We start from the raw sequence: 22202 nt of genomic DNA, 5'->3' as shown, positions 1-22202 counted from the left end.
ACGGATTTAGAAGAGTCGAACTTTCCCCCTTGCGATAACAGGGATACCTTGCTACTGAGACGCTGACGGAATCGAATTAGTGGACGGACACATCGGAGACGACGTTGAGCAGATAGACGCCGCCGATGATGAGCGCCATACCGATTACTCCAGCCAGATCGATCCGTTGGCCGAGAAACAGCGTTCCGATGATCGTGATGAGAACGATCGCGACCGCCGACCAGGTCGCGTACACCGGTCCGATCGGCAACTGATCCAGGATCAGACTGAGGAGGTAGAACGACGTCAGATAGCCGGCGATCAGCACGCCGGTCGGGAGGAGGTTCGAGAACCCATCGGCGTATTGCAGAGCAGTCGTTCCGATGACCTCGGAAACGATCGCCGCGGCGAGTAGTACGTAGGGATTCACTCCTGATGCTGATATTACCGTCCGTATAGTTCGATCGAAAAACGGTGAGATCAATGGGTGCAGCACTCTACAGAATGATCCCGTTCTCCCCCGCGGCGTGAGCCCGACGGCGTATCATGTGGGAGAGTATCGTGATGGGTGCGAACGCTCATGCCTTCGCTCGTCCGAGACGTGGGTATGAACGAGGGGCTGGTCGGCGTGGAGTCGAAGCGAATCGGGATCGACGTCGGCGACGAATCAGTCGGGATTCGGTATCTCGCGGCCGGCGAAGGGGAGTGTGTGATCCTGCTCCACGGAATCGGCCTCGATGCCGCAAGCGTCTCGTGGAAGCACACGCTCCCGGCGCTCGCCGAGGAACACCGCGTGATCGCACCCGATTTCCCAGGCCACGGCGAGAGTGACGAGGCCAGCGAGTACACGATGGAGTCCTATTGCGCCGTGCTCGCCGGACTGTTCGACGCGCTCGACATCGAGCAAGCAAGCCTCGTCGGGGTCTCGATGGGCGGGGCTGTCGCGCTCGGGCACGCGCTCGATCACGAGGACCAGGTCGAGCGGCTCGTCCTCGCCGATAGCTACGGGCTGGGTCGCGACGCGGTGTGGCGACCGGGCGGGGCGGCGCTGCTCAACACGCCGGGGATCGACGGCTGGCTGGGCGCTGGACTGGCCACTCCGGGACTGATCGCGAGCAGTCTCGCCGGACTGACGGTCACCCCCTCCGCGGAGTTCGTCGCCGACGTCGAGCGGGCGGTTGGGCCGTCGGCAGCCAGCGCGCTCGCGGCGTGGCAGCGCGACGAGTTCCGTGCCTGTGGCCTGCGAACGTGTTATCTCGATCGACTCGACGAACTCGCCGTGCCGACGCTGCTAATCCACGGTCGCGAGGACCCGATCTTCCCGATCGCGTGGGCCGAGCGGGCCGCCGAACGCATCCCGGACAGCGAGTTCGTCCCGTTCGAGCGGTGTGGCCACTGGCCGCCGCGGGAACACCCTGAGAAGTTCGATCGCGTCGTGAGCGACTTTCTCTAAGGCTCGTCGAGCATGACGACCGCCTCGCCGTCGATGGCCGTCTCGTCGCCGTTCATGACCGTCGTGCGGAGTCGGTAGCGGTTCTCGCCGAGGTCCTCGACGATCTCGCACTCGGCGGTCACGCGATCTCCGATGGCGACCGGGTTGTGGAACTCCTCGTCCTGCGAGAGGTAGATGACGAGGCCGGGTAGGCGCGCGAGCGCGGCGCTGATGAGGCCGGAGACGAGCGTGCCGTGGGCGATGCGTTCGCCGAACATCGTGCTTTCGGCGTACTCCTCGTCGAGGTGGAGCGGGTTCGTGTCACCGCTGGCCGCGGCGAACGCGCGCACGTCGTCGTCGGTGAGCCGTTTCGAGAACGCGACCCTGTCACCGACCGCGAGCGCGTCGCGGCGCTCCTCGGTGAGTTCGACGGTCCATTCCGGCCGCTCTTCGCCGGCATCGACCTCCCTATCGGTGTCGACGCCGAGGGCGGCGAGCGTGGCGCGGTTGGCTGCGAGAACGCTGTCGAGGAAGTACGTGGAGTTGCGAACCCACGCGTCAGTCAGCGTGGAGGGGCTCGGTTCTGAACTCATGGGACTGTTCCAGCTATGGGACCGACGTACATAAGCGATTCCGACTCCCATGTATGTGCTTTTTGTACGCTTCGAGCGTCGATTCGATGGATTTCGCCCGAATCGCTCGCGAAAACGTCTTTTTGTCCGACGGCCCTCGGACCACTTTCTACCATTCGATGGTTTTCAATGGCATTCAGCGCAACGCTTATCCATTCAGGGGCTCTACAGGAAATCGAGCGATGACCGACGAAGACGACGCGACGTGGCCGCCGGCGTTGTGGGCACAGCAGTTCCAAGAGGCAAGCGAGCAGGCCGTCGAGCAGCAGACGGAGTTCGCCAAACAGTTGATGAACGCCGGCGGATCGGGGCCGAGCAGTCTGTCGGAGATCGCCGCCACGAGTATGGGGACGGCGACGTTCAAGACGCGCGTCCAGAGCGGCGGGCGCATCTCGATCCCCGACGCCGAGCGCGAGGCGCTCGACATCGAGGAGGGGGACATCGTCCAGACGGTCGTCGTCCCCGTCAAGCGAAACAGGGAGGACTCATGAACCAGTACACCACACCGATCGAAGCGACGTTCGCGATGCAGCGCACAGTTCTGGAGCAGAGCCAGCGGGCCGTCGAGCAGGGGTTCGATCTCCAGCGAAACGCCGGCGAGATGCTGCTCTCGGGCATCGAGAGCCAGGAGACGTTCCAGCGCCAGGGCGTCGAAGCCGCCGAAACCGCCGTCGAGAGCTACTTCGAGGCGATGGAGACCGCGACGCCCGCCGGCACGAACGTCCGGGCGTTCCGCGAGAACGCCGATGAGGGGTTCGACCGGCTGAAGGAGCTCCACGCCGAGAGCTTCGACCAGCTCGAAGCGTCCGTCGAGGAAGCCCTCGACGGTCACGACGAACTCTCCGAGGAGTCCGTCACGGCGATGGACGAGGGGATGGACGAACTGTTCGCGGCGCACGAACAGCTCCAGGAGGGGACGGTCGAGATGGTCGAGCAGACCGCGACGCACAACGAGGAGTTCGCCGAGCGCTTCGGGAGCCAGCTCGACGAGCAGGCCGAGCGCATGGCCGACATCCAGGAGCAGTTCGAGGCACAGTCAGACCGTCAGCTGGAACAGGCCACGGAGTTTCAGGAGCAGCTTCAGTCGCAGGTCGAACGATTCCAGGAACAGCTCGAAGCGCAGGCCGAGCAGTTCGAGACGCAGGTCTCGGCCTGAGCGGACATAGACTTTTCAGACAACCACACCAATGAGCAGTATGAGCGACACCGATCCCGAGGAGATCCAGGAGCGCTGGACGACGATGATGAACGACATGAACGACGCGGTCGCCGAGTCGTTCGAACAGAACATGGAGGCCCAGTCCGCGTTCATGCAGTCGTGGATGGGCGCGTTCGAGGATTCCACACCCGATCCCGACACCGTCGAGGACGGCATGGCGGGCTACGGCCGTGCCTACGAGGTCTGGGTTGAGGCTGCCGAGCGGATGAACTCGCGCATCGCCGACGCCGCCGAGGGCGAGGACGTCGACGTAAGCGAGTTCCGCGATATCTGGCTCCAGAGCGCCAACGAGGCGTTCTCGGAGGTGATGGGGACGACGGCCTTCGCCGCCGGCACCGGCGAACTGGTCGGCGACATGCTGGAGCTCCAGCAGGAAGTCGACGAAATGAGCCAGGACACCCTGGAGAGCCTCGGCTTCGCCACCCGTGACGACGTCGACGAGGTGGCCGAGCGGCTGATCGAGCTCGAACGCCGCCAGCACGAGGTCTCGCAGAAACTCGACCGGCTCCTGGAGGAGTAGATGAGCGAGCGCCCTTCGGCCTTCGACCCGTTCTCGCTGAGCCTCGATGCCCAGCGTCAGAGCTTCGAAGCCGCCGCCGACGCGATCGAGAAGACCGAGATCGCCCCCGAACAGCTCGCTCAGATGGCCTCCGTCGAGGTCGGCCAGACCGACAGCGAGGTCGTCTACACGGAGAACAAGCTCGAACTGCTGCACTACGAGCCGCGGACGGACGAGCAGCACGACGTCCCGATCCTGGTCATCTACGCGCTGATCAACAAACCGTTCATCCTCGACCTCCAGCCCGATCGGTCGGTGATCCGACGGCTGCTGGAGGCGGGCTTCGACGTCTACATGATCGACTGGAACGAGCCCTCACGGCTCGACCAGCATCTCACGCTCGAAGATTACGTGACCAGATACATCGACAACTGTGTCGACGAAGTGCGCGAGCAGTCGGACCAGGACGCGATCAACGTCCTCGGCTACTGCATGGGTGGGACGATGTCGGCGATGTACGCCGCGCTCAATCCCGAAAAGGTCCGGAACCTCGGGCTGATGGCCGCGGGGCTCTGCTTCGACGATACGGGCGGCGTGCTCGAACTCTGGGGCGACGACCAGTATTTCTCGCCCGACGAACTCAAAGACGCCTACGGCAACGCGCCGGCGGAGATGCTCGACGTCGGCTTCGCGCTGATGGATCCCGTCTCCAACTACGTCTCGAAGTACGTCCGTCTCTACGACAACCTCGAAAACGACGACTTCATCGAGAACTTCGGGCGGATGGAGCGTTGGCTCTCTGAGGGGATCGACGTCGCCGGCGACACGTTCGCCCAGTTCGTCACGGATATCTACCAGGAGAACAAGCTCTACAACAACGAGCTCTACCTGGGTGACACCCACGTGGATATCGAGAACATCGACATGCCCGTTCTCCAGATCACGGGCGAGTACGACCACTTGATCCCCTCGGAGACGAGCATCCCGTTCAACGAGGTCATCGGCAGCGATGACACCGAGGTCATCGAATATTCGACGGGTCACATCGGCCTCTCGGTCTCGGGGAGCTCCCACGAAAACGTCTGGCCCGAGGTCTGCGAGTGGTACGAGGAGCGCTCGCAGCTCGACGACGCCAAAGAGATCGAGATCGACGACGCGAGCGACGCGGCCGACGAGGCGGTCGACACGCAGGAGCCGACCAGCATCCACGACGACACCGACGAAACGACCGACGATCAGGGGGACGTGGACGACGTCGAGAGCGTCTCTGGTATCGGATCGACCTACGCCGATCGCCTGCGTGACGCAGGGATCGAGACGACCGGCGATCTCGCGGCCGCCGACGTCGAAACGGTGGCCGACGCCGCCGAGATCCCCGAGAGCCGTGCCGAGGAGTGGCTCTCGCAGGTCTCGGAGTAGCTCCCACAACATAAGAATTTTTACATAAAATAGACAACTATAAATCCATCCGTATCCTCCGAGGCGGTACAGTCCTGCCGTGCGGGGGTGGGGGTGAGTTATCATGAAAGTCGGCATCGAATGCGAATACTGGGTAGTCGACGAATCGGGCGCGCTCCGCGACGGTCGCGAACTGGTCACGGCACACGAGTGCGTCGAACCCGAGTTCGTCGCCGCGATGATCGAGGTCAAGACGCCGCCGGTCGCGAGCGAGCGCGAACTCCGCGAGACGCTGCAGTCGACGCTCCGGACGGTGCTCGCCGCGGCCGACGCGGCGGGGCTGCGCCTCGTCCCGCTCGGGACGCCGCTCGCCAGGGGTTCCTCGCCGATCGTGAGCGATCGCGGGCGGCTTCTCGAACGGATCTACGGCGACGGACTGACGCCCGCGACGCAGTGTGCCGGCACGCATATCCACTTCGACATCGGCAACGTCGCGCGCCAGGTAAACCTCCTCACGGCGCTCGATCCCGCGCTCGCGCTCGTGAGTTCGTCGCCGTACTACGTCGGCGAGGGCGGTCTGTCGGCCTCGCGCCCGCACGCCTACCGGACGCTGTGTGGGCCGGAGTTCGTCCGATTTCGCGATCTCTGGGAGTACACGAGCGACGCCGGCGCGTGGAACGAGCGCCTCGATACCGCCTATGAGTCGTTCCGTGCGATCGCGCTCGATCGGGGCGTCACGGCCCGGGAGTTCGCGACACACTTCCGGTCCGACGACGTCATCGCGTCGCCGATCCGAGTGCGACGGGACTTCCCGACCGTCGAGTGGCGGACGCCCGACACGGCGCTACCCTCGCAGATCGCTACGCTGACCGGCGACGTCGCGCGGCTCGTGGCCCAGACCGGAACGAAGGCGGTCGAGATCGGCGAGCCAGAGGTTGGACCACACCGCATCCGCGTGCCACCGTTCACGGAACTCGCGCGGCTCACCGCGGCGGCGATGGGGGAGGGACTCGACTCGCAGGCGGTGTGGTCGTATCTCGAACGGCTGTCGATCGACCCGCGGAACTATCGCCCGATCGCGGCGGAGATCGGCAGTCGTGCGCGCATCTCGAAGCCGGACGCGAGGCGACTCCGGCTCGAATACGCCGATCGACTTGAAGCGGACGTCCGAACGCTTCTGGACGGTATGAGCGCACGCCAGCGTTCCTTCTCGGACGTGGCGGGCGGCGCGACGGGAGCCGTCGCGACCGGTCCCGATTATGGCGAGTCCTGGAAGCGTCCGTAGCGGTCGCGACCCGCTCCACGGGAATCGTTCTCGACCCGTAGCGACGCCGATGACAGTATCACAACGTACAATAGTCGAGAGTCCCAACAGTCTTCATAGAATGCAGCGGCCCCGGATCGCGCTTCTCAACGCCTCACAGGAGCCTTCCACGCTCCGGAACTTCCGCCGCGAACTCGACGCCGACCTCGTCGAGTTCGCCGTCCGCGAGGAGCTCCCCGAAACGTTCGCCTTCGACGCCGCGGTCGTCACCGGCTCGCGCGCGTCGGTCTACTGGGACGAGCCGTGGATCGACGCGCTGGTCGAGTGGGTCGACGAGGCCACCGACCGCGACATGCCCCTTCTCGGCGTCTGTTTCGGCCACCAGGTGCTCGCCGAGGCGCTCGGGGGCACCGTCGAAGACATGGGCGAGTACGAGATCGGCTATCGCGAGGTCGAGGGCGACGGGCTGCTGTTCGACGACACGGTGACGGCCTTCACGACCCACTCCGATGCCGTGACCGAGCTTCCGCCCGGTGCAGAGCGAACCGCCGAGAACGACTACGGCATTCACGGCTTCCGCGCCGGGAACGCCTTCGGCGTGCAGTTCCACCCCGAGTACGACATGGAGACGGCACAGACCGTCACGCTGGGCAAGGAGCTCCCCGACGAGCGCATCGAGCGCGTTCTCGACGGCATCACCGAGGAGAACTACGCGGCGGCCTGCGAGGCGAAGTCGCTGTTCGCGAACTTCACCGATTACGTTCGCGAGATCGCCGACCGACCCGAGAGTCGCGTCGTGTAACGGTTACTGGTCGGCCCGCTCGAACAGGTGGGTGGTCTCGACCTCTGCCGCGATCTCGCCGAGCAGTGCCGTCGCGTCGGAGTACTGGAGAATCGTCCCCATGTCGCCTTCGACCTCGAGATCGCCGCTCATCGCCGCCGGGATCGGCTCGCGGTCGCCGTCGACGAGCGCCGACCAGGTCTCGTGCGTGCCGCGTAGCCTGAAGCCGACGTCGCGCTCGGCAGGGTCCTCGACGACCGCGACCTCCTCACAGCCGCCGTCCTTCAGCCCGATGAACGCGTAGACGGTGCCGTCGACGATGTACTCGTCGAGCTGTCGCAGGAGATCGCGGCTCTTCTCCGGCAGCTCGGCTCTGACCTCCTCGCCGATGAGCTCGTTCGCTGCATCGAGCGGGATGTCGGCGAGCTGGTCGCGCAAGCGGTCCGGGAGGCCGGCCATCGCCTCGTCGGGAAGATCGCCGAGCGTCGTCTCCGAGACGGGGACGTCGGTGATGACGAAGTAGATGTCGCCGTCGAAATCGACGCCCCAGCCGGCACCCGCCTCGTCGAGCGCCTCGCTGTTGTCGAGCCGATCCTTGTACGCTGCCAGCCACTGCTCGGTCGGATAGAGCGCCATTCGTTTCGTCGGAGCACGGAGGCGGGCAAAACGGTTGCGCGTCGGATACGGGGGAATTTATCAGGGTCTGCCGTGTAGGTCTTCCATGCTCGACTACGTGGGGTTGGAAGCCGATCTCGATCAGGAAGAGCGGATGATCCGCGATACGGCCCGGGAGTTCGTCGACGAGAACGTCGCTCCCGACATCGGGACGCACTTCGAGAACGGCACCTTCCCCGAGGAGCTCATCACCGAGATGGGCGAGCTGGGGTTCTACGCGCCGAACCTCGACGGCTACGGTCTCCCCGGGGTCTCCGAGAAAGCCTACGGACTCCTCATGCAGGAGCTCGAAGCGGGCGACTCGGGCATTCGCTCGATGGCAAGCGTCCAGGGCGCGCTGGTGATGTATCCCATCCACGCCTTCGGCTCCGACGAACAGAAGGAACGGTGGTTGCCCGATCTCGCGAGCGGCGAGAAGGTCGGCTGCTTCGGGCTGACCGAACCCGAACACGGCTCGAACCCCGCGGGGATGGAAACGCGCGCCGAGCGTGCCAGCGGGCACGCAGGCGACGAGTACGTCCTCTCGGGCTCGAAGACCTGGATCACGAACTCGCCGATCGCCGACGTCGCCGTCGTCTGGGCGCGCGACACTTCGGCCGAGGGGTCGCCCGTGCGGGGCTTTCTCGTTGAAACTGACAAGGACGGCGTGAGCACGAACGAGATCGACGAGAAGCTCTCGATGCGCGCTTCGATCACGGGCGAGATCGGGCTGTCGAACGTCCGGGTGCCCGAATCGGCCGTGCTGCCGGGTGTCGAGGGGATGAAAGGGCCGCTCTCGTGTCTCACGCAGGCCAGATACGGCATCACATGGGGCGCGGTCGGTGCGGCGCGCGACTGTTTCGAGACCGCCCGCGACTACGCGACCGACCGCGAGCAGTTCGACAAGCCCATCGCGAGCTTCCAGCTCCAGCAGGGAAAACTCGCCGAGATGGCGACCGAGATCACGACCGCACAGCTGCTCTCCCACCGGCTGGCCGATCTCAAGGAGCGCGGCGACCTCAGGCCCCAGCAGGTCTCGATGGCGAAGTACAACAACGTCAGCATGGCGCGCGATCAGGCCCGCGTGGCCCGCGAGATGCTCGGTGGCAACGGGATCACCACCGATTATTCGCCGATGCGCCATCTCGCCAACATGGAGACCGTCTACACCTACGAGGGCACCCACGACATCCACTCGCTGATCCTCGGCCAGGATCTCACCGGGTTCTCGGCCTTCGAGTAGGGTCAACCGTTAAGGGCCACCCATCCATTTGCGATCCATGACCCGACGCGTCCTGCTTGATACTGACACTGCCGGCGACGACACCCAGGCCGTCCTGCTTGCGGCGCTGGCCGACTCGATCGACCTCGAAGCGCTGACGATCGTCGCTGGCAACGTCCCGTTCGAGCACGAAGTCGAGAACGCCAAACATACCCTGGAACTCGCGGATGCTGCCGGCGACGTCCCGGTTTACGAGGGTGCACGCACGCCGCTCGTCAAGGGGATCGAACACGCGACCCACGTCCACGGCGAGGCCGGTCTCGGCGGCGATCTCGTCGCCGATACGGAGATCCCGTCGGCCGACGGCCACGCCGTCGATACGATCGTCGAGACCCTCCGCGAGTCGCCGGGCGAGGTGACGCTCGTCTGTATCGGCCCGCTCACCAACGTCGCGCTCGCACTCCAGCGTGAACCCGACCTCGACGAGCTCGCCGACGAGGTCTGGGTGATGGGCGGGGCGGTCGGCACGTTCGGCAACGACACGCCCGCCGCCGAGTTCAACTTCTGGGTCGATCCCGACGCGGCGAAGGTCGTCCTGCGCGAGTGCGACGTCACGCTCGTCGACTGGGGGCTCTGTGTTCGCGACGGCACGTTCGACGCCGACACCCTCGCGCGTCTCGACGACGGTGGCACGCCCTACGCCGACTTCTTCGCCGAGATCTCGAAACGGGCTCGCGAGATGAACCGCGAGCGAACCGGCGAACCGAGCGCGACCCAGCCCGACCTGCTCACTGCCGCCTGTATGCTCCACCCCGAACTCGTCACCGATGCCGAGAAACTATACGTGGACGTCGACGAACGCGAGGGGATGACGCGCGGCTACAGCCTCGTCGACGTCAACGGTATCACGGACGGCGAGCCCCGAACCCGGGTCGTGCGTGAGATCGACGCCGACCTGTTCGAACGCATCGCGAGCGACATGCTCCTCCACGGCGATCCCGAGCGTTCGCTCTGAACGATGCTGGCCCGGCCGATTCGTGCTGGTGGAGCGGGAGGGAGTCCGTCCGATCAGCGCCGTACTGGTGCGTCGGCGCTCACGATCTTCCCCAACTGATCGCGGTGGTCGGCGACGAACCGATAGGCGTCCTCGCGGAGTCGCTCGTAGTCGGCGAACCCGTTCAGGAACGTGAACGGTTCGGTCGGGAGCTTCCCCATGCGCAGCAGAACTTCCTCGGTGGCCTTCCCGCAGGAATAGACCGTCTCGTCGGCGATGAGATGGACGCAGTCCTCGTACTCATCGGGTAGGCGGTGCTGCTCGTCGGGCGTGAGTTCGGAAAACCCGACGGGCTCGAAATCGCCGTTCCTGACGGCCCAGTCGGCACACCACGTGCAGAACCCACAGTCGTCGTCGTAGACGAGTCGCGGCTGTTCGGTCATACTGCTCCTTGATGCCGGCGCGCGAAAAATACCGTCGGTTCGTCGGTTCAGTGTGTGCCCTGGAGATGGACGCCGTCGTCGTCGACGGTGTCGACCATCTCGTCGCGCAGCGCGTAGGTGTCGTCGTCGGTGTCGCCGAAGCCGAGACTCGCCTTCACCTCGTCGGTGAGCCCCGGATCGAGGTCGACGTACGCCGTGTCGTTCTCGACGTCGGCAATGGTGCCGACCTCTTCGCCGTTGACGTCGTAGACGTCCGTTCCCGCGTCGATATCGTTGGTATCCATCATCGCAGATACGAAGAGGGTGTGTGCTGGGCTATCGTTTCTGCCGTCGAGTGCAAGGTCAGTCGTCGGCAATCTCGTCCCCGAAGTCGAGATCGTCGTCCTCGCGGAAGAACCCCGAGAGAACGCGCTCGTCCTCGTCGCCACCGGGCGGCGTGCCGGCGTAGACCCCGAGCGCGTCCGCGTCGGGATAGCCGACGACGTCCGGTTCGTCCATCGTCGAGAGAACGAGATATTGGACGGGTTCGTCGCCGTCGTTGACGACGCGATGGGCGTGCTCCGCACCAGTCGGAAGGGCGACGTACGTTCCCGGCCTGAGTTTTTCTTCCTCGTCGTCGAGGCGCAGCGTGGCGGTCCCCGAGAGCACGTACAGCGCCTCCTCGTTTCTCGTGTGGTAGTGATAGGGCCACGACCGCTCGCCGGCCGGCAGTTCGTAGAGGCTACAACCGATATCGTCGCCGCCGGCGGCTGCGCCGAGCTGTTTACGACGGAAACCGGTGTCGTCGGGGCCGATCGCGCTCCAGTCGATGTCGGAGTCGTTGATGGGTATCGAGCGATGTGTGGCGGCCGACACTGATAGTCGCTGTCCCGACTCGCTGCCTCCTCCCTTCCTCTCGTCTCTTCCCCTCCTCTCGTATATGCACCCGCGCATGCCCGGCCGAGGGGTTATGCGGCCGGTCGCCAGAGGGCAGCTATGCGACGTCGGGACGCACTCGTCACGCTCGCGGCGGTCACGACGACCGGCTGTCTCGGCGGCGTGCGCTCGACGCTCGGCCTCGACGAGGACGATCCGGCGAAACCCGTCGAACCCGCCAAACCGCTCGGCCAGTACGACTGCCCGACGTTCGAGAGCTTCGGCTTCGACGCGGTGAAACGCACTATCTGCTACCGCGAGGATGATGACGGGCCGAAGGCGATCAACTACACGGCCTCGAAACGTGAGGCGCATCCGCCGCCCGATCTCGTCGAGCTCACGATCAAGCGCGTCGGCTCCGGGGCGGCCTTCTACGTGATCTCGGGCGGTCTCGTGACACGGCTCACCGACGAGGGCTGGCGGCTCGTCGCACCCACGAACGGGTCGAGCGCCGACGAGGCCAATCCGGTCGCGCTCCGCTCGGGCGAATCGTACACCTGGACGGTCGGGATCGGCGGTGACGAACCCGACGAATCGCCCGGTGACGGCCCGCTCCGTCTCGGTGACGTCGGCCCCGGCATCTACGCGTTCCGGGCGCGCGGGCGGCTCGACGACGGCATCACCGGTCCGCAGGACATCGACGTGGCTCACGCGATGCTGTTCGCGGTGCGAAAATCGGGATCATCGTGAAAATCAGCGGTCCGAGCGGTCGATGTCGAGTTCGTCCTGCAGGCCGGCGAGGGCGTCGTCGTCGGCGAGTTCGCTCAGGCGTTCGCGGAGGTGTTCGCGGCAGAGGCCGACCTTCAGGGCGTCCTTCTCGACGGCGACGTCTGCCTCGCGGTCGCAGTAGTGACACTGCATCAGCCGGGGTTGGAAGCGACGGGCATTGAACCCTCCGCTATCCCGACCGTGCGCCGTCATTTGCTTGCGATTGCCGGCTCATGGCCGCGGCACACCCTCGGGGAGCGACGCGGCCAGCCGTTCACGGAACGCGTCGTACTCGTCTCCATCGAGGCCGGCCCGACCCAGGACGTCGTCGTGGGCGTCGCTGCCGCCGGTTTCGAGCAGTCCATGCCGTTCGATCGCCCGCGTGACGGGTGCGACGTCGACCGGACGGCCGTAATCGTAGTAGCGTTCGACGGCGTCGACGTGATCGGACGCCGCGAGCGCGAGCGCGGCCTCTGGATCGCCGTAGCGAAGCGGGTGTGCGAGCGAGACCACGCCACAGGCATTGGCGAGCAGCGCCGCGCCGCGCTCGAACGTCGGGAGATCGCGCGCGACGAAACAGGGGCAGTCGTTGCCGATGACCTCCGCGAACGCGCCCTCGTAGTCGTAATCGGCGTCGCTGCGGGCGATGGCGCGGGCGATATGCGGGCGACCGATCCCCTCGGTCGGTTCGAGCGCGAGATCACAGTCGAGGCGTTCCTCGACGCAGTCGATGATTGCCCGGCCGCGCTCGATGCGATCGTTCTGGAGCCGATCGAGCTCCGTGCGGAGCTCCGCGGTCGGGGCCACGCCGTAGCCCAGTAGATCGACCTGGCCGCTCTCGGTCTCGACGCGGAGTTCGATGCCGTGGATCGCCGTCGTGCCGGCGAGATCGTCGATCGGCGTTTCGAGATCGGGATGAAGGCGTTCGTGGTCGGTGATGGCGACCACGCCGACGTCGGCCGTCCGGGCCGCATCGGGGACGTCAGCGAGTGCCATCCGGCCGTCCGAGTTCGTCGTGTGGACGTGGAGGTCGGCAACCGGCATTGGCCGATGGAAGCGGGCCGCGAATAAGTCCGTTCTGGGCGATCCCACTCCTAGATGATCTACTAGGTCTCGGGCGGAATCTCCAGACAACGTTTATGAAGGTCCGACTATCCCGATCTATCATGCAGTTCATGACGGACGTGGACGAGCGACTCGATGCGCACAGCTACCCGGTCACGACGGACGAGCTCATCACGGCCCATGGTGATCTCGAAATATCGTTGCCGAACGGCTCCGAGACCTTCGGCGATGCGCTCTCCCGCGTGGAGCCGATGACCTTCGAGTCCGCCGAGGAGGCACGGCTCACCACCTACAGCGCGATCGGTGAAGGAGCGATCGGTCGCAAGAACTACTCCGACCGCGATCCGACGGCGCTCGGCGTCGAGGGCCACGAACCGGTCTCGCTGTGAGACGTGCGGTTGCGCGTCGTTACGGATCGATGCCGGCCGCAGTGAGATCGAGCGGCATCTCACCGTCGCAATAGCCCGTGATGGAGCCGTCCGGCCGTGCGCGGAAGACGACCGTCGGACGGTAGCCGACGCCCGACTGTTCGCCCGTGAGGGCGGCCCATTCGTCGTCGCGAAAGGAGCTACAGTCGACGAACAGCACCGTCTCGGGATGGGCGGCGAGCTGGCCATCGGTTTTCGAGAGCGCCGTCTCGCGGGCGGCTGCCGTCGGCGTGTCGGCCGCCCGGCCGGTCGGACGGCTCGGTCGCGTGACCTCGACGAGCGTACCCTCGTCGTTTCTCGTCGCCCGGAAGTCGAGCGCGTAGCCCGAGTCCAGCTCGATCTCCGGGCGGACGGCGTAGCCGGCGTCGGTGAGCAGTTTCGCGGCGTTGAACTCGGCCATCGTCGCGCTCATGCGGGTCCGGTCGAGGCGCTCGCTGGTGCCGAGCTTCGATGCCATCGTGTAGCGATAGTCGTCGAGCACCCCCGTCGAGAGGAACCGTTCGTAGAAGCCGAGCGCCGCGTCGCGGTCGGCGTCGGGAAAGCCCGCGGCGTGGTCGGCGAAGAAAGTCCGCGTGCTCTCGCGGCCGTCCTTCGAGAAGAACACCGGGAGGAAGAACCACGAGAGGTGTTCGTACCGGGCGAGCCACGGGTCCTGGAGCTTCAGTTCGGCGAGCAGTTCGCGCTGTGCCCAGCGCGACACGGGGTAGGGAACCTCCGTGAAATCGTACTTCTCGGTGCGCCAGAGCGCTTCCGGGGTCTGGGTGTTGCCGAGCCAGAAGGCGTCGTCGTTCCAGAGGAAAAGCGCGCGGTCGCCGTTGTCCATTTCGAGTCGGCGACCGGTGTAACCACGCGGCGGCTTGAACCAGGGGGTCGTGAGCCGTGCACCGATCGATGCATCGAGCGGTTCGTGGAGGTCACGACGGAGACGAGCGAGATCCCAGTGATCGTGGGAACGACGGAAACGGAGCGGTCCGGCCACGGTCTCCAGAGGCGGGCTGGGCGTTTACCCGTGTCGATCGTACTGGTCGGTGTCGGCCTGTCGGCATCCCGACCACCGATACATTCATGGTTGTGAATGAACAACGGTACTGTGTATCACTATGTCAATGGGTGCCTATGACGCGGCCGAACACCAGCGCCGCGAGGAGAAAGCCAGCGCGGTCGATGCGAGTAGCGACGACGAGCGCAGCGACTACGAGGGAACCGTGGAGTACGACGTCGCGGACGCCGATACAGAGGATCTCCTCGCGCAGTTCCGCGAGATCAAATCGCAGTAGCGCCCGCATCGCCCTCCTCGCTTCGCCACAGCAACCACAGCGAGACGCTCGTCACAACGATCACCGCCGAGACGTGTGCGAGCAACACGGCACGGAGGACGGGGTAATCGAGCACGAACGGTACCAACAGTAGCTGGACGAGACCGAACGCGATCGTCTCGACGTCGGCCCGCAGTAGCGTTCGTGCGGTCTCGTCGTCGAAGACGTATCGGTAGGAGCGCCAGACGGCCGTCACCGTCGCCCACCAGCCCGTGCCGATGCGATAGCAGACGTCCCAGAGCACCATGAGTAGGAAGTAGACGACTAGGACAGGCGGGTTCGGCCCGAGAAGGCGATCGAGAAACGGCGCGCGACCGCTCGCGGGATTCGGGACGAACAGGTAGGTAAGCATCGCGCAAAAAGCCAGCACTGCCAGCACGACTTCCATGTTCGAGCCGAACAGTAGTCGGCGATAGGCTCCCGGCATCTCGACGCTGCGGATGCGCCGGGCGACGCGGACCATCTCGATCGAGCCGATGCCGGCGACGAAGACGGCCGCGCTGCCCGCGAGCGCGACGTTCCAGAGGTCGTAGTACCAGGCGAGCACGATCACACCCACCTCGAAGACGCCGAGCTGGATGGCGAGCGCGAGCGTCGTCGAGACCTCGATGCCGGGGAGCGCACCGACGATGCTCTCGTAGGTCCACGTCTCGCCGAACTCGGGGCCGCTCATCAGTCCGCCCGCGCGCGTTCGGCGGGGCGTTCGGGCGCGGGCTCGGCTGCGACGCCGAGCGCCCGCTCGACGGCCGTCTCGAACTCCGTGCGCTCGATCGGGAGCAGCTCCTCGATGCGCGTGTCGGTGACGACGACGCGGTTTTTCAGCCCCAGGATCAGCGGATGAGCGACCGATTTCGGGACGCTGGTGACGAGATCGACCCAGTAGGCCGAGAGCTGTGGCGAGAGCACCGGCACCGGGACGATGTGGAGCGATCGCCCCGCGACCGCGGCCGTGCGCCGGAGCAGCTCTTGGTAGCTGAGAACCTCCGGACCGCCGATCTCGTAGGTGTCGGCGGCGGTTTCAGGAACGTCGAGCACGCCGACGAGATAGCTCACGACGTCGGCGATGGCGATCGGCTGGCATTCGGTGCGCACCCACGTCGGCGTGACCATCACCGGCAGGCGGTGGACGAGCTGCTCGACCATCGCGAAACTCGACGAGCCGTTGCCGATGATGATCGCCGCTCGAAGCGTCGTGAGATCGAACGACCCCTTCTCCAGGATCGTCTCGACCTCGCGGCGCGACTGGAGATGTTCCGAGAGTCGCTCGCGCGTCTCGCCGAGGCCGCCGAGATAGAGCACCCGCGAGACGCCGGCCTCGCTCGCCGCGCGCTGGAAGTTGTGCGCCGCCTTCCGATCGCGGGCGGCGAAACCGGTGCCCGAGTCCATCGAGTGGATGAGGTAGTAGGCCGCTTCGATCCCGTCGAGAGCACCCTCGAAGCTCCCCGGATCGAGGATGTCGCCCTCGCGGACGTCCTCGGCCGGCCCGTCGTAGCCGTCGGCGTCGCGGGTGAGCGCGACTACCTCGTGATCCGCCGCGAGAAGTGCGGGCACGAGCCGACTGCCGACGAAACCCGTCGCGCCAGTGACCAGAACGCGCATAGGGACGCGAGGAGCGGACAGGCCATAAGTTCACGCTCGACGGTAGCGACCGATCCGGAAATTCCTCGATCCAACGAACACCGGTTGCGGTGGCGCGCGCTCGCGCTTGTGTGCGAGCAACGCGAGGCGCGAAGCGCCTCGCCGGCGAGCACCGAGCGCGGATCGGCGTGCGAGGGATGGGCGAGCGAAGTGAGCAAAGCGAACGCAGCGAGCGAATCGGCTGGGGAGGTACGTGGGCTGTGCGGGGCGGTTGCGGTTTCTCATTGTCGTCAGCAGTCGTGCTGTGCGGGCGGTCACAACAGCCAACCAGATTATCGATCTCAGTTCCTTCAAGCCATCATCGTTGAGAAAGTGCTATCCGCGCCCACACCCGATCGCAATCATGGCCACCGAGCCGTGCGACGGCTGCGGGCGGTCGGTGCAGATCGCCGGCGGCGTCGCCAATCTCTGGACGTTCGGCGGCGACGAGAGCGGCGGTCTCACGCTCGAATTCACCGACGACTCGGAGCATTTCCTCTGTTACGACTGCATCGACCGACTCCCGGACAATCCACGGGCTGACGACGTCGCGGCCCTTGACGAGCGAGCGTAGCGCGATTCCGTGGCGAGTGATCCGGATGCGTCGCTCCGACGGTACGCATCGCTCGGAGGGTTTACGTGCCGGGCAGCGGTTTCGTTCGTGTGGACCCCGCGCGCCTCACAGCCGAGTTTCCCGCTCCCTCCTATCGCGGCAACCAGCAGCGAGCGCTCGGAAAGATCGGTGAGGCGCTCGAATCGGACAACGACGTGGTGCTCGTGCGCGCGCCCACAGGGTCGGGGAAGTCGCTGCTCGCCCGTGCCATCGCCGGCTGTGCGCGCCAGCCCGACGAGGCCGATCCCCAGGACGCCATCGGCGCGTACTACACCACCCCGCAGGTCTCCCAGCTTGACGACGTCGCCGCCGATCCGCTTCTTTCGGATCTTCAGGTCATCCGTGGCAAGCGCAACTACAGCTGCCTTCTTCCGGGCGAGACCGACACCCCCGTCGATCGTGCGCCGTGCGCCCGCGAGAGCGGCTTCGACTGCTCGATCCGCCATCGCTGTCCGTACTTCTCCGATCGTGCCATCGCCTCGAACCGCTCGATCGCGGCGATGACGCTCGCCTACTTCATGCAGACCGCCGGCTCCGAGTCCTTCGGCCAGCGCGATGTCGTCGTGATCGACGAGGCCCACGGGCTCGCCGAGTGGGCCGAGATGTACGCGACGATCGACCTCCGCCCGTCGACGGTCCCGGTCTGGGACGAGATCACCATCCCCGAGATCGACGGTCCGGAGGCGGCCGCACGGTTCGCCGACCGGCTCGTCGACGTCTGTACGCGCCGGAAGGACACTCTCGTGGGGGCCGAAGAGCTCTCGATCGCCGAAGTCACCGAGCGCGATCGCCTGCAGGAGCTCATCTCGAATCTGAAGTGGTTCGTCTCGGATTACCGCGATCCGATGAGTGCGAGCACGTGGGTCGTCGACAGCGCGGGCGAGGGGAGCCCAGTGACGATCAAGCCGCTCGCGCCGGAGCGATATCTCAACCACACCGTCTGGGAGCGCGGCAACACGTTCGCACTGCTCTCGGCGACGATCCTCGACAAGGAAGGGTTCTGTCGCGGCGTCGGTCTCGATCCCGCCAAGACCGCGCTGGTGGACATCTCCCACACGTTTCCGGTCGAGAACCGCCCGCTGTACGACGTGACCCAGGGGAAGATGACCTACGAGCACCGCGACGACACGATCCCGGAAGTCGCCCGGTTGCTCGTTCGACTACTGGCGAAACACGACGACGAGAAGGGGATCGTCCACGCCCACTCCTACGCGATCGCCGAGCGCCTCGCCGACCGACTCCGGGAGTTCGGCGTCGACGAGCGAATCAGAACGCACGACAGCGACGACAGGGACGCACAGCTGAGCTCGTGGCTCGCGACCGACGATCCCGAACTGTTCGTCTCGGTGAAGATGGAGGAAGCGCTCGATCTGGCCGACGACCGCGCGCGCTGGCAGGTGCTCTGCAAGGCCCCGTATCCGAACACGCGCGATTCGCGCGTCGCCCGCCGGCTCGAAGAGGGCCAGTGGGGCTGGTACTACCGGACGGCGCTCAAGACCGTCATCCAGGCCTGTGGCCGCGTCGTGCGCTCGCCGGAGGACTTCGGGCGGACGTATCTCGCCGATTCGAGCCTGATCGATCTGTTCGATCGCTCGCGGGGTGCGATGCCCGACTGGTTCACCGCTCAGGTCGATCGGATGAGCAGTCCAAATCTGCCGGCATTCGATCCGGGTGCGGCGAGCGCCGACAGCGATGACACCAACGGCGGCAGCGGCGGTTCAAGCCAATCGGGACGGCGGAGCAGTCGATCAAATCCGGACGACCACCCGCTCGCGGACGTCTGGGGCACGGACTGAGGCGAACCCACGCTGTGAGCCCATCGGTTCGCCCGACTCCGCTTGGCCGATGGTAGCGTGCTTCGGTACGAGGATCGTCCGAAACGTTCATCGCTATCTCGCATGGACGACAGTGTATGTCATCCTCGGCATCGTCTCTCTGGTCACGCTATCGCTCGATACCGATCGTCTACCGTATCGGCGTGGCGTTCGTTCTCGGCTCGCTGGCGGGGTTGATCGGCGGCGAACCCTTGACGGCGCTTCAGCCGATCGGCGACCTGTTCGTCAGACTGCTCAAGATGATCATCGTCCCGATCGTCTTCTTCACGCTGTTGATGGGCGCACGGCGGCTCACGCCGTCGACGCTCGGACGGATCGGCGGCGTCACCGTTCTGTGCTATATCGTGACGACCGCGATCGCGATCGTCATCGGGCTCGCCGTCGGCAACCTCGTCGATCCTGGCGTCGGCCTCGACGTCGTCAGCACGGACGTCCAGACGAAACAGGCCCCGAACATCGGCGAGGTCCTGCTGGGAATCGTGCCGACGAACCCGCTCGGCGCGATGGCCGAGGGCGACATCCTACCGGTGATCTTCTTCACGCTCGTCTTCGGGATCGCGCTTGCGCTCCTCCAGGAGGAGTTCGACGCCGACACCGCCGTCCACCGCGGCGTCGAGACGATCTTCGATGTCGTCGAGGCGGGCGCGGAAGCGATGTTCAAGATCGTCTGGGGCGTCATGGAGTTCGGCATCATCGGCGTGTTCGCGCTGATGGCCGCCACCTTCGGCACGGCGGGCGTCGATGCCATCGTTCCGTACGCGAAACTCATCGGCGCGCTCGCGCTCGCCGTCGGCATCCACATCGGGCTCACCTATCTCCTTGTGATCCAGCGCGGCATCCTCGGGGAGTCGCCGATCGCGTTCCTCCGTGGGGCGCGCGAGGCGATGGTGACGGCGCTCAGCATTCGCTCGTCGAGCGGCACGCTCCCGGTGACGATGAGCAATGCCGACGAGAACTTCGGCATCGACGAGGAGATCTACAGCTTCTCGCTCCCGCTGGGAGCGACGATCAACATGGACGGTACCGCGATGTATCAGGGCGTGGCCGCCATCTTCGCGGCGAACCTCGTCGGCCAGGCGCTCACGCTCGGCGAACAGTTCACCGTCGTCGTCACCGCGCTGCTCGCGAGCATCGGGACCGCTGGCGTGCCGGGCAGCGGTCTCATCATGCTGACGCTCGTGCTCACGCAGTTGGGGCTCCCGCTGGAGGTGGTCGGGATGGTCGCCGGCGTCGATCCGCTGCTCGATCGCCTCCGGACGATGAACAACGTCACCGGCGATCTGGCCGTGACGACGCTCGTCGCACACGTCTACAACGGCATCGACCGCACTGCGAGCGTCTGGTCGGGCAGTAGCGAGCCGGCGGGGACGCCACAGGACGACTGAACGAATCGATCGTGGGCGGCGACTCGATCAGTACGGGATGATCGAGAAGTCCCCCGGAACGAGGAAGCCGAGCACGAGGAACAGCGTGCCGGCGATCGCGGCACAGATGAGCGCGTAGGGGATCTGTGTTCTGACGTGGACCATGTGGTCCGCGCCGCTTGTCGACGAGGATAGTACAGTAGTATCGGAGATCGGCGAGCAGTGATCGCCGAAGATCCCGCCCGAGAGCACCGCGCCGAGGGCGAGCGGGAGGTTCGCACCGGTGGTGAACGCCACGGGGATGACGATCGGGAACATGATGCCGTAGGTCGCCCAGGAACTCCCGTCGGAGAAGCTGACGAACGCCGTCACGGCGAAGACGAGCACCGGGATGAGTCCCACGGGGACGCCCTGGAACCAGTCGGTGACGAACGAGGAGATGCCGAGCGTCGAGACGGTGTTCTGGATGGTGATCGCGAGCGTGAGGATCGCGGCCGCGAGGAAGATCCCCTTGAACCCGTTGATCATCGCGTCGGTCGCGTCGCCGTTCGAGGGGATGTCGCCGCGGACCCTGAACAGGACGAAGCCGACGAGCAGCCCCATCATCGACGCGAGTCCGAGCCGGATCTCACCGATGTTGAGCGACCACGGGCCGCCCGCGGGGACGAGCAGTTCGTAGCCGAACGCCGAGACTACGGACGTCGTTTGCGGCGCGTTCAGCACGGGCGAGGAGCGCCAGAACATCGCCAGCAGGCCGATGCCGACGATGGTGAGCACGGGGATGGCGAAGTTGCGCCAGTCGGGCGTCGCGCCCTCGTACATCTCGTAGTTCGCCATCTCGTCGGAGACCAGGGGATCGTCGTCGGGGCCCACGACGCCACCGCCGTTGCGGGCGCGTTCCTCTTCCTCGCCCATCTCGAAGATATTGGGAAGTACCTGCCAGGCGACCAGCGCGGCGACGACGAGCGCGACCCACGAGTAGAAGGCGAATCCAAGTGTATTGAAAAACAGCGGCCAGACGGCGTCGGTGGCCGCCTGGAGGCCGTCGCCGGTCTGTGTAACGTAGCCCGACATCCCGGCGGGGAGGACGTTCTGTTTCGCGGCGGCGGTGATGCCGGCCCCGATGAACCCGACGAGCGCGACGCCCCACGTCGAGTAGAAGGCGAGGCGGGCGGCCGGGCTGCCAGCGCTATCGACGTAGTAGGCGAGCTTCGCCCGCGAGACGTCGTGTTCGTCGGTCAGTGGGCGCATCATCGAGCCCACCACTAAGCAGTTGAAGTAGTCGTCGATGTGGATGATGATCCCCGCGAGGAAGGAGGCTTTCTCGGCGTCGGCGGGCGATTCGACGCGGCTGGCGAGCGCCTCCAGCACGCCGCGGATCGCCCCGGCACGGATCATCAGCCCCATCAGGCCACCGATCGCGAAGAGGGCGAGCAACACGTTCTTCACGTACCACGGGTCGGCGAACAGCGGCGACGTGGCGACGAGTTCGGGGATCACCGTGATCCCGAGCAGGCCGCCGAGGAGCGTTCCCAACGGGCCGTCGAGCCCGGGCGGCACGCCGACGACTTCGGGACGAAAGAGACCGTAGACGACCGCGCCGCCGGCGATCCCGACGAACAGGCCGATGAGCGCGTCCCGGACGTACCACGCCAGCGAGATGGCCAGCAGCGCCGGCACCAGCGCCCACGGGCCGGCCGCGATGGATTCGAGCGGCATGCCCCACGTTCAGGGACGGGATACAAAAATGCGCCCGGTCGGCCCGATCAGACGAACGAGACCACGTAGGCGAACGACGAACTGAGCATCAGGATGACGAACAGG

27 protein-coding genes are annotated in these 22202 nt (G+C 65.8%); 15 read left to right on the top strand and 12 right to left on the bottom strand.

Annotation, left to right across the window (positions count from 1 at the left end; all coding sequences use genetic code 11):
• Nucleotides 1-76: 76 nt before the first annotated feature.
• Nucleotides 77-409, bottom strand: coding sequence for a DMT family transporter (locus tag C448_RS09980; protein WP_004054401.1), 333 nt, complete (start codon nt 407-409; stop codon nt 77-79).
• A 177-nt stretch (nt 410-586) separates the two neighbouring features.
• On the opposite strand from C448_RS09980, the gene C448_RS09975 reads away from it, so the two are divergent.
• Nucleotides 587-1432, top strand: coding sequence for an alpha/beta fold hydrolase (locus C448_RS09975; RefSeq protein ID WP_049916240.1), 846 nt, complete (start codon nt 587-589; stop codon nt 1430-1432).
• Here the strand turns inward: C448_RS09975 and C448_RS09970 are convergent.
• Nucleotides 1429-2004, bottom strand: coding sequence for a MaoC family dehydratase (locus C448_RS09970; protein WP_004054397.1), 576 nt, complete (start codon nt 2002-2004; stop codon nt 1429-1431). The two genes, C448_RS09975 and C448_RS09970, sit on opposite strands and share 4 nt — an antisense overlap.
• 221 nt (nt 2005-2225) lie before the next feature.
• Between C448_RS09970 and C448_RS09965 the strand changes: the two genes are divergently transcribed.
• The 6 genes from C448_RS09965 to C448_RS09940 all read left to right on the top strand — a co-directional run bounded on the left by C448_RS09965 (nt 2226) and on the right by C448_RS09940 (nt 7225).
• Nucleotides 2226-2534: an AbrB/MazE/SpoVT family DNA-binding domain-containing protein gene (locus C448_RS09965; protein ID WP_004054394.1), complete on the top strand. Its 309-nt coding sequence runs from the start codon at nt 2226-2228 to the stop codon at nt 2532-2534.
• On the top strand, nt 2531-3199 hold the full coding sequence (locus tag C448_RS09960) for a hypothetical protein (RefSeq protein WP_004054392.1): 669 nt from the start codon (nt 2531-2533) through the stop codon (nt 3197-3199). The genes C448_RS09965 and C448_RS09960 overlap by 4 nt, the downstream gene beginning before the upstream one ends.
• Before the next feature lie 40 nt (nt 3200-3239).
• Nucleotides 3240-3782: a poly(R)-hydroxyalkanoic acid synthase subunit PhaE gene (locus C448_RS09955; protein WP_004054390.1), complete on the top strand. Its 543-nt coding sequence runs from the start codon at nt 3240-3242 to the stop codon at nt 3780-3782.
• A complete protein-coding gene (gene phaC, locus C448_RS09950; protein ID WP_004054388.1) occupies nt 3783-5180 on the top strand; it encodes a class III poly(R)-hydroxyalkanoic acid synthase subunit PhaC in 1398 nt (465 codons plus the stop codon).
• Nucleotides 5181-5283: 103 nt separating this feature from the next.
• Nucleotides 5284-6444: a glutamate-cysteine ligase family protein gene (locus C448_RS09945; RefSeq protein WP_004054386.1), complete on the top strand. Its 1161-nt coding sequence runs from the start codon at nt 5284-5286 to the stop codon at nt 6442-6444.
• A gap of 100 nt (nt 6445-6544) precedes the next feature.
• Nucleotides 6545-7225: a type 1 glutamine amidotransferase gene (locus C448_RS09940; protein WP_004054383.1), complete on the top strand. Its 681-nt coding sequence runs from the start codon at nt 6545-6547 to the stop codon at nt 7223-7225.
• Between the two features lie 3 nt (nt 7226-7228).
• Here C448_RS09940 and C448_RS09935 read toward each other — a convergent pair whose 3' ends face one another.
• Nucleotides 7229-7840: an SCP2 sterol-binding domain-containing protein gene (locus C448_RS09935; protein ID WP_004054381.1), complete on the bottom strand. Its 612-nt coding sequence runs from the start codon at nt 7838-7840 to the stop codon at nt 7229-7231.
• A gap of 85 nt (nt 7841-7925) precedes the next feature.
• Here C448_RS09935 and C448_RS09930 point away from each other — a divergent pair, with 85 nt between their 5' ends.
• Both C448_RS09930 and C448_RS09925 read left to right on the top strand, forming a co-directional pair.
• Nucleotides 7926-9101 carry an acyl-CoA dehydrogenase family protein gene (locus C448_RS09930; RefSeq protein WP_004054380.1) on the top strand — a complete coding sequence of 392 codons (1176 nt, stop codon included), beginning with the start codon at nt 7926-7928 and terminating at the stop codon, nt 9099-9101.
• Nucleotides 9102-9138: 37 nt separating this feature from the next.
• The gene (locus tag C448_RS09925) at nt 9139-10095 is read left to right on the top strand and encodes a nucleoside hydrolase (RefSeq protein ID WP_004054378.1); all 957 of its coding nucleotides are present in this window, start codon (nt 9139-9141) and stop codon (nt 10093-10095) included.
• A gap of 53 nt (nt 10096-10148) precedes the next feature.
• Here C448_RS09925 and C448_RS09920 read toward each other — a convergent pair whose 3' ends face one another.
• From C448_RS09920 to C448_RS09910, 3 genes are read right to left on the bottom strand one after another with little or no spacing between them, the layout of a single operon-like run.
• Entirely contained in the window at nt 10149-10517 is a 369-nt protein-coding gene (locus C448_RS09920) for a DCC1-like thiol-disulfide oxidoreductase family protein (protein WP_004054376.1), read from the bottom strand.
• Between the two features lie 47 nt (nt 10518-10564).
• Nucleotides 10565-10801 carry a hypothetical protein gene (locus tag C448_RS09915; RefSeq protein WP_049916239.1) on the bottom strand — a complete coding sequence of 79 codons (237 nt, stop codon included), beginning with the start codon at nt 10799-10801 and terminating at the stop codon, nt 10565-10567.
• A 58-nt stretch (nt 10802-10859) separates the two neighbouring features.
• Entirely contained in the window at nt 10860-11372 is a 513-nt protein-coding gene (locus C448_RS09910) for a cupin domain-containing protein (protein ID WP_004054372.1), read from the bottom strand.
• 120 nt (nt 11373-11492) lie between these two features.
• Between C448_RS09910 and C448_RS09905 the strand changes: the two genes are divergently transcribed.
• The gene (locus tag C448_RS09905; RefSeq protein ID WP_004054370.1) at nt 11493-12122 is read left to right on the top strand and encodes a hypothetical protein; all 630 of its coding nucleotides are present in this window, start codon (nt 11493-11495) and stop codon (nt 12120-12122) included.
• A gap of 3 nt (nt 12123-12125) precedes the next feature.
• Here C448_RS09905 and C448_RS16310 read toward each other — a convergent pair whose 3' ends face one another.
• Together C448_RS16310 and C448_RS09900 are read right to left on the bottom strand one after the other, a co-directional pair.
• Nucleotides 12126-12293, bottom strand: coding sequence for a DUF6757 family protein (locus tag C448_RS16310; protein WP_004054369.1), 168 nt, complete (start codon nt 12291-12293; stop codon nt 12126-12128).
• 78 nt (nt 12294-12371) lie between these two features.
• On the bottom strand, nt 12372-13184 hold the full coding sequence (locus C448_RS09900) for a PHP domain-containing protein (RefSeq protein WP_004054365.1): 813 nt from the start codon (nt 13182-13184) through the stop codon (nt 12372-12374).
• A gap of 122 nt (nt 13185-13306) precedes the next feature.
• On the opposite strand from C448_RS09900, the gene C448_RS09895 reads away from it, so the two are divergent.
• Complete coding sequence (locus C448_RS09895; RefSeq protein WP_004054363.1) at nt 13307-13594, top strand: DUF5789 family protein; 288 nt, start codon at nt 13307-13309, stop codon at nt 13592-13594.
• A gap of 19 nt (nt 13595-13613) precedes the next feature.
• Here C448_RS09895 and C448_RS09890 read toward each other — a convergent pair whose 3' ends face one another.
• Nucleotides 13614-14612 (bottom strand): DUF5784 family protein, encoded by a 999-nt coding sequence (locus C448_RS09890; RefSeq protein ID WP_004054361.1) that lies wholly within the window; start codon nt 14610-14612, stop codon nt 13614-13616.
• A gap of 121 nt (nt 14613-14733) precedes the next feature.
• Between C448_RS09890 and C448_RS16305 the strand changes: the two genes are divergently transcribed.
• On the top strand, nt 14734-14910 hold the full coding sequence (locus C448_RS16305) for a DUF5786 family protein (RefSeq protein ID WP_239640569.1): 177 nt from the start codon (nt 14734-14736) through the stop codon (nt 14908-14910).
• On the opposite strand, the gene C448_RS09885 is transcribed toward C448_RS16305, so the two are convergent.
• Both C448_RS09885 and C448_RS09880 read right to left on the bottom strand, forming a co-directional pair.
• Nucleotides 14897-15622: a DUF7530 family protein gene (locus C448_RS09885; RefSeq protein WP_004054357.1), complete on the bottom strand. Its 726-nt coding sequence runs from the start codon at nt 15620-15622 to the stop codon at nt 14897-14899. The genes C448_RS16305 and C448_RS09885 overlap by 14 nt on opposite strands.
• Nucleotides 15622-16548 carry an NAD(P)H-binding protein gene (locus C448_RS09880; protein ID WP_004054356.1) on the bottom strand — a complete coding sequence of 309 codons (927 nt, stop codon included), beginning with the start codon at nt 16546-16548 and terminating at the stop codon, nt 15622-15624. Before C448_RS09880 ends, C448_RS09885 begins: the two co-directional genes overlap by 1 nt.
• A 382-nt stretch (nt 16549-16930) precedes the next feature.
• Here C448_RS09880 and C448_RS09875 point away from each other — a divergent pair, with 382 nt between their 5' ends.
• The 3 genes from C448_RS09875 (at nt 16931) to C448_RS09865 (ending at nt 20399) form a co-directional block, all read left to right on the top strand.
• Nucleotides 16931-17140, top strand: coding sequence for a DUF7561 family protein (locus C448_RS09875; RefSeq protein WP_004054353.1), 210 nt, complete (start codon nt 16931-16933; stop codon nt 17138-17140).
• Between the two features lie 89 nt (nt 17141-17229).
• Nucleotides 17230-18975, top strand: a complete 1746-nt coding sequence (locus tag C448_RS09870; protein WP_004054351.1) for an ATP-dependent DNA helicase — start codon at nt 17230-17232, stop codon at nt 18973-18975.
• Nucleotides 18976-19091: 116 nt separating this feature from the next.
• Nucleotides 19092-20399, top strand: coding sequence for a dicarboxylate/amino acid:cation symporter (locus tag C448_RS09865; RefSeq protein WP_004054349.1), 1308 nt, complete (start codon nt 19092-19094; stop codon nt 20397-20399).
• Nucleotides 20400-20426: 27 nt separating this feature from the next.
• Here C448_RS09865 and C448_RS09860 read toward each other — a convergent pair whose 3' ends face one another.
• Complete coding sequence (locus C448_RS09860; protein WP_004054347.1) at nt 20427-22097, bottom strand: Na+/H+ antiporter NhaC family protein; 1671 nt, start codon at nt 22095-22097, stop codon at nt 20427-20429.
• Between the last annotated feature and the right edge of the window lie 105 nt (nt 22098-22202).

Origin of the sequence: Halococcus morrhuae DSM 1307 (assembly GCF_000336695.1) — an archaeon.
Lineage (GTDB): Archaea > Halobacteriota > Halobacteria > Halobacteriales > Halococcaceae > Halococcus > Halococcus morrhuae.
The sequence above is the reverse complement of the archived record's forward strand: the minus strand, read 5'-3'. Positions and strand labels throughout refer to the sequence as shown.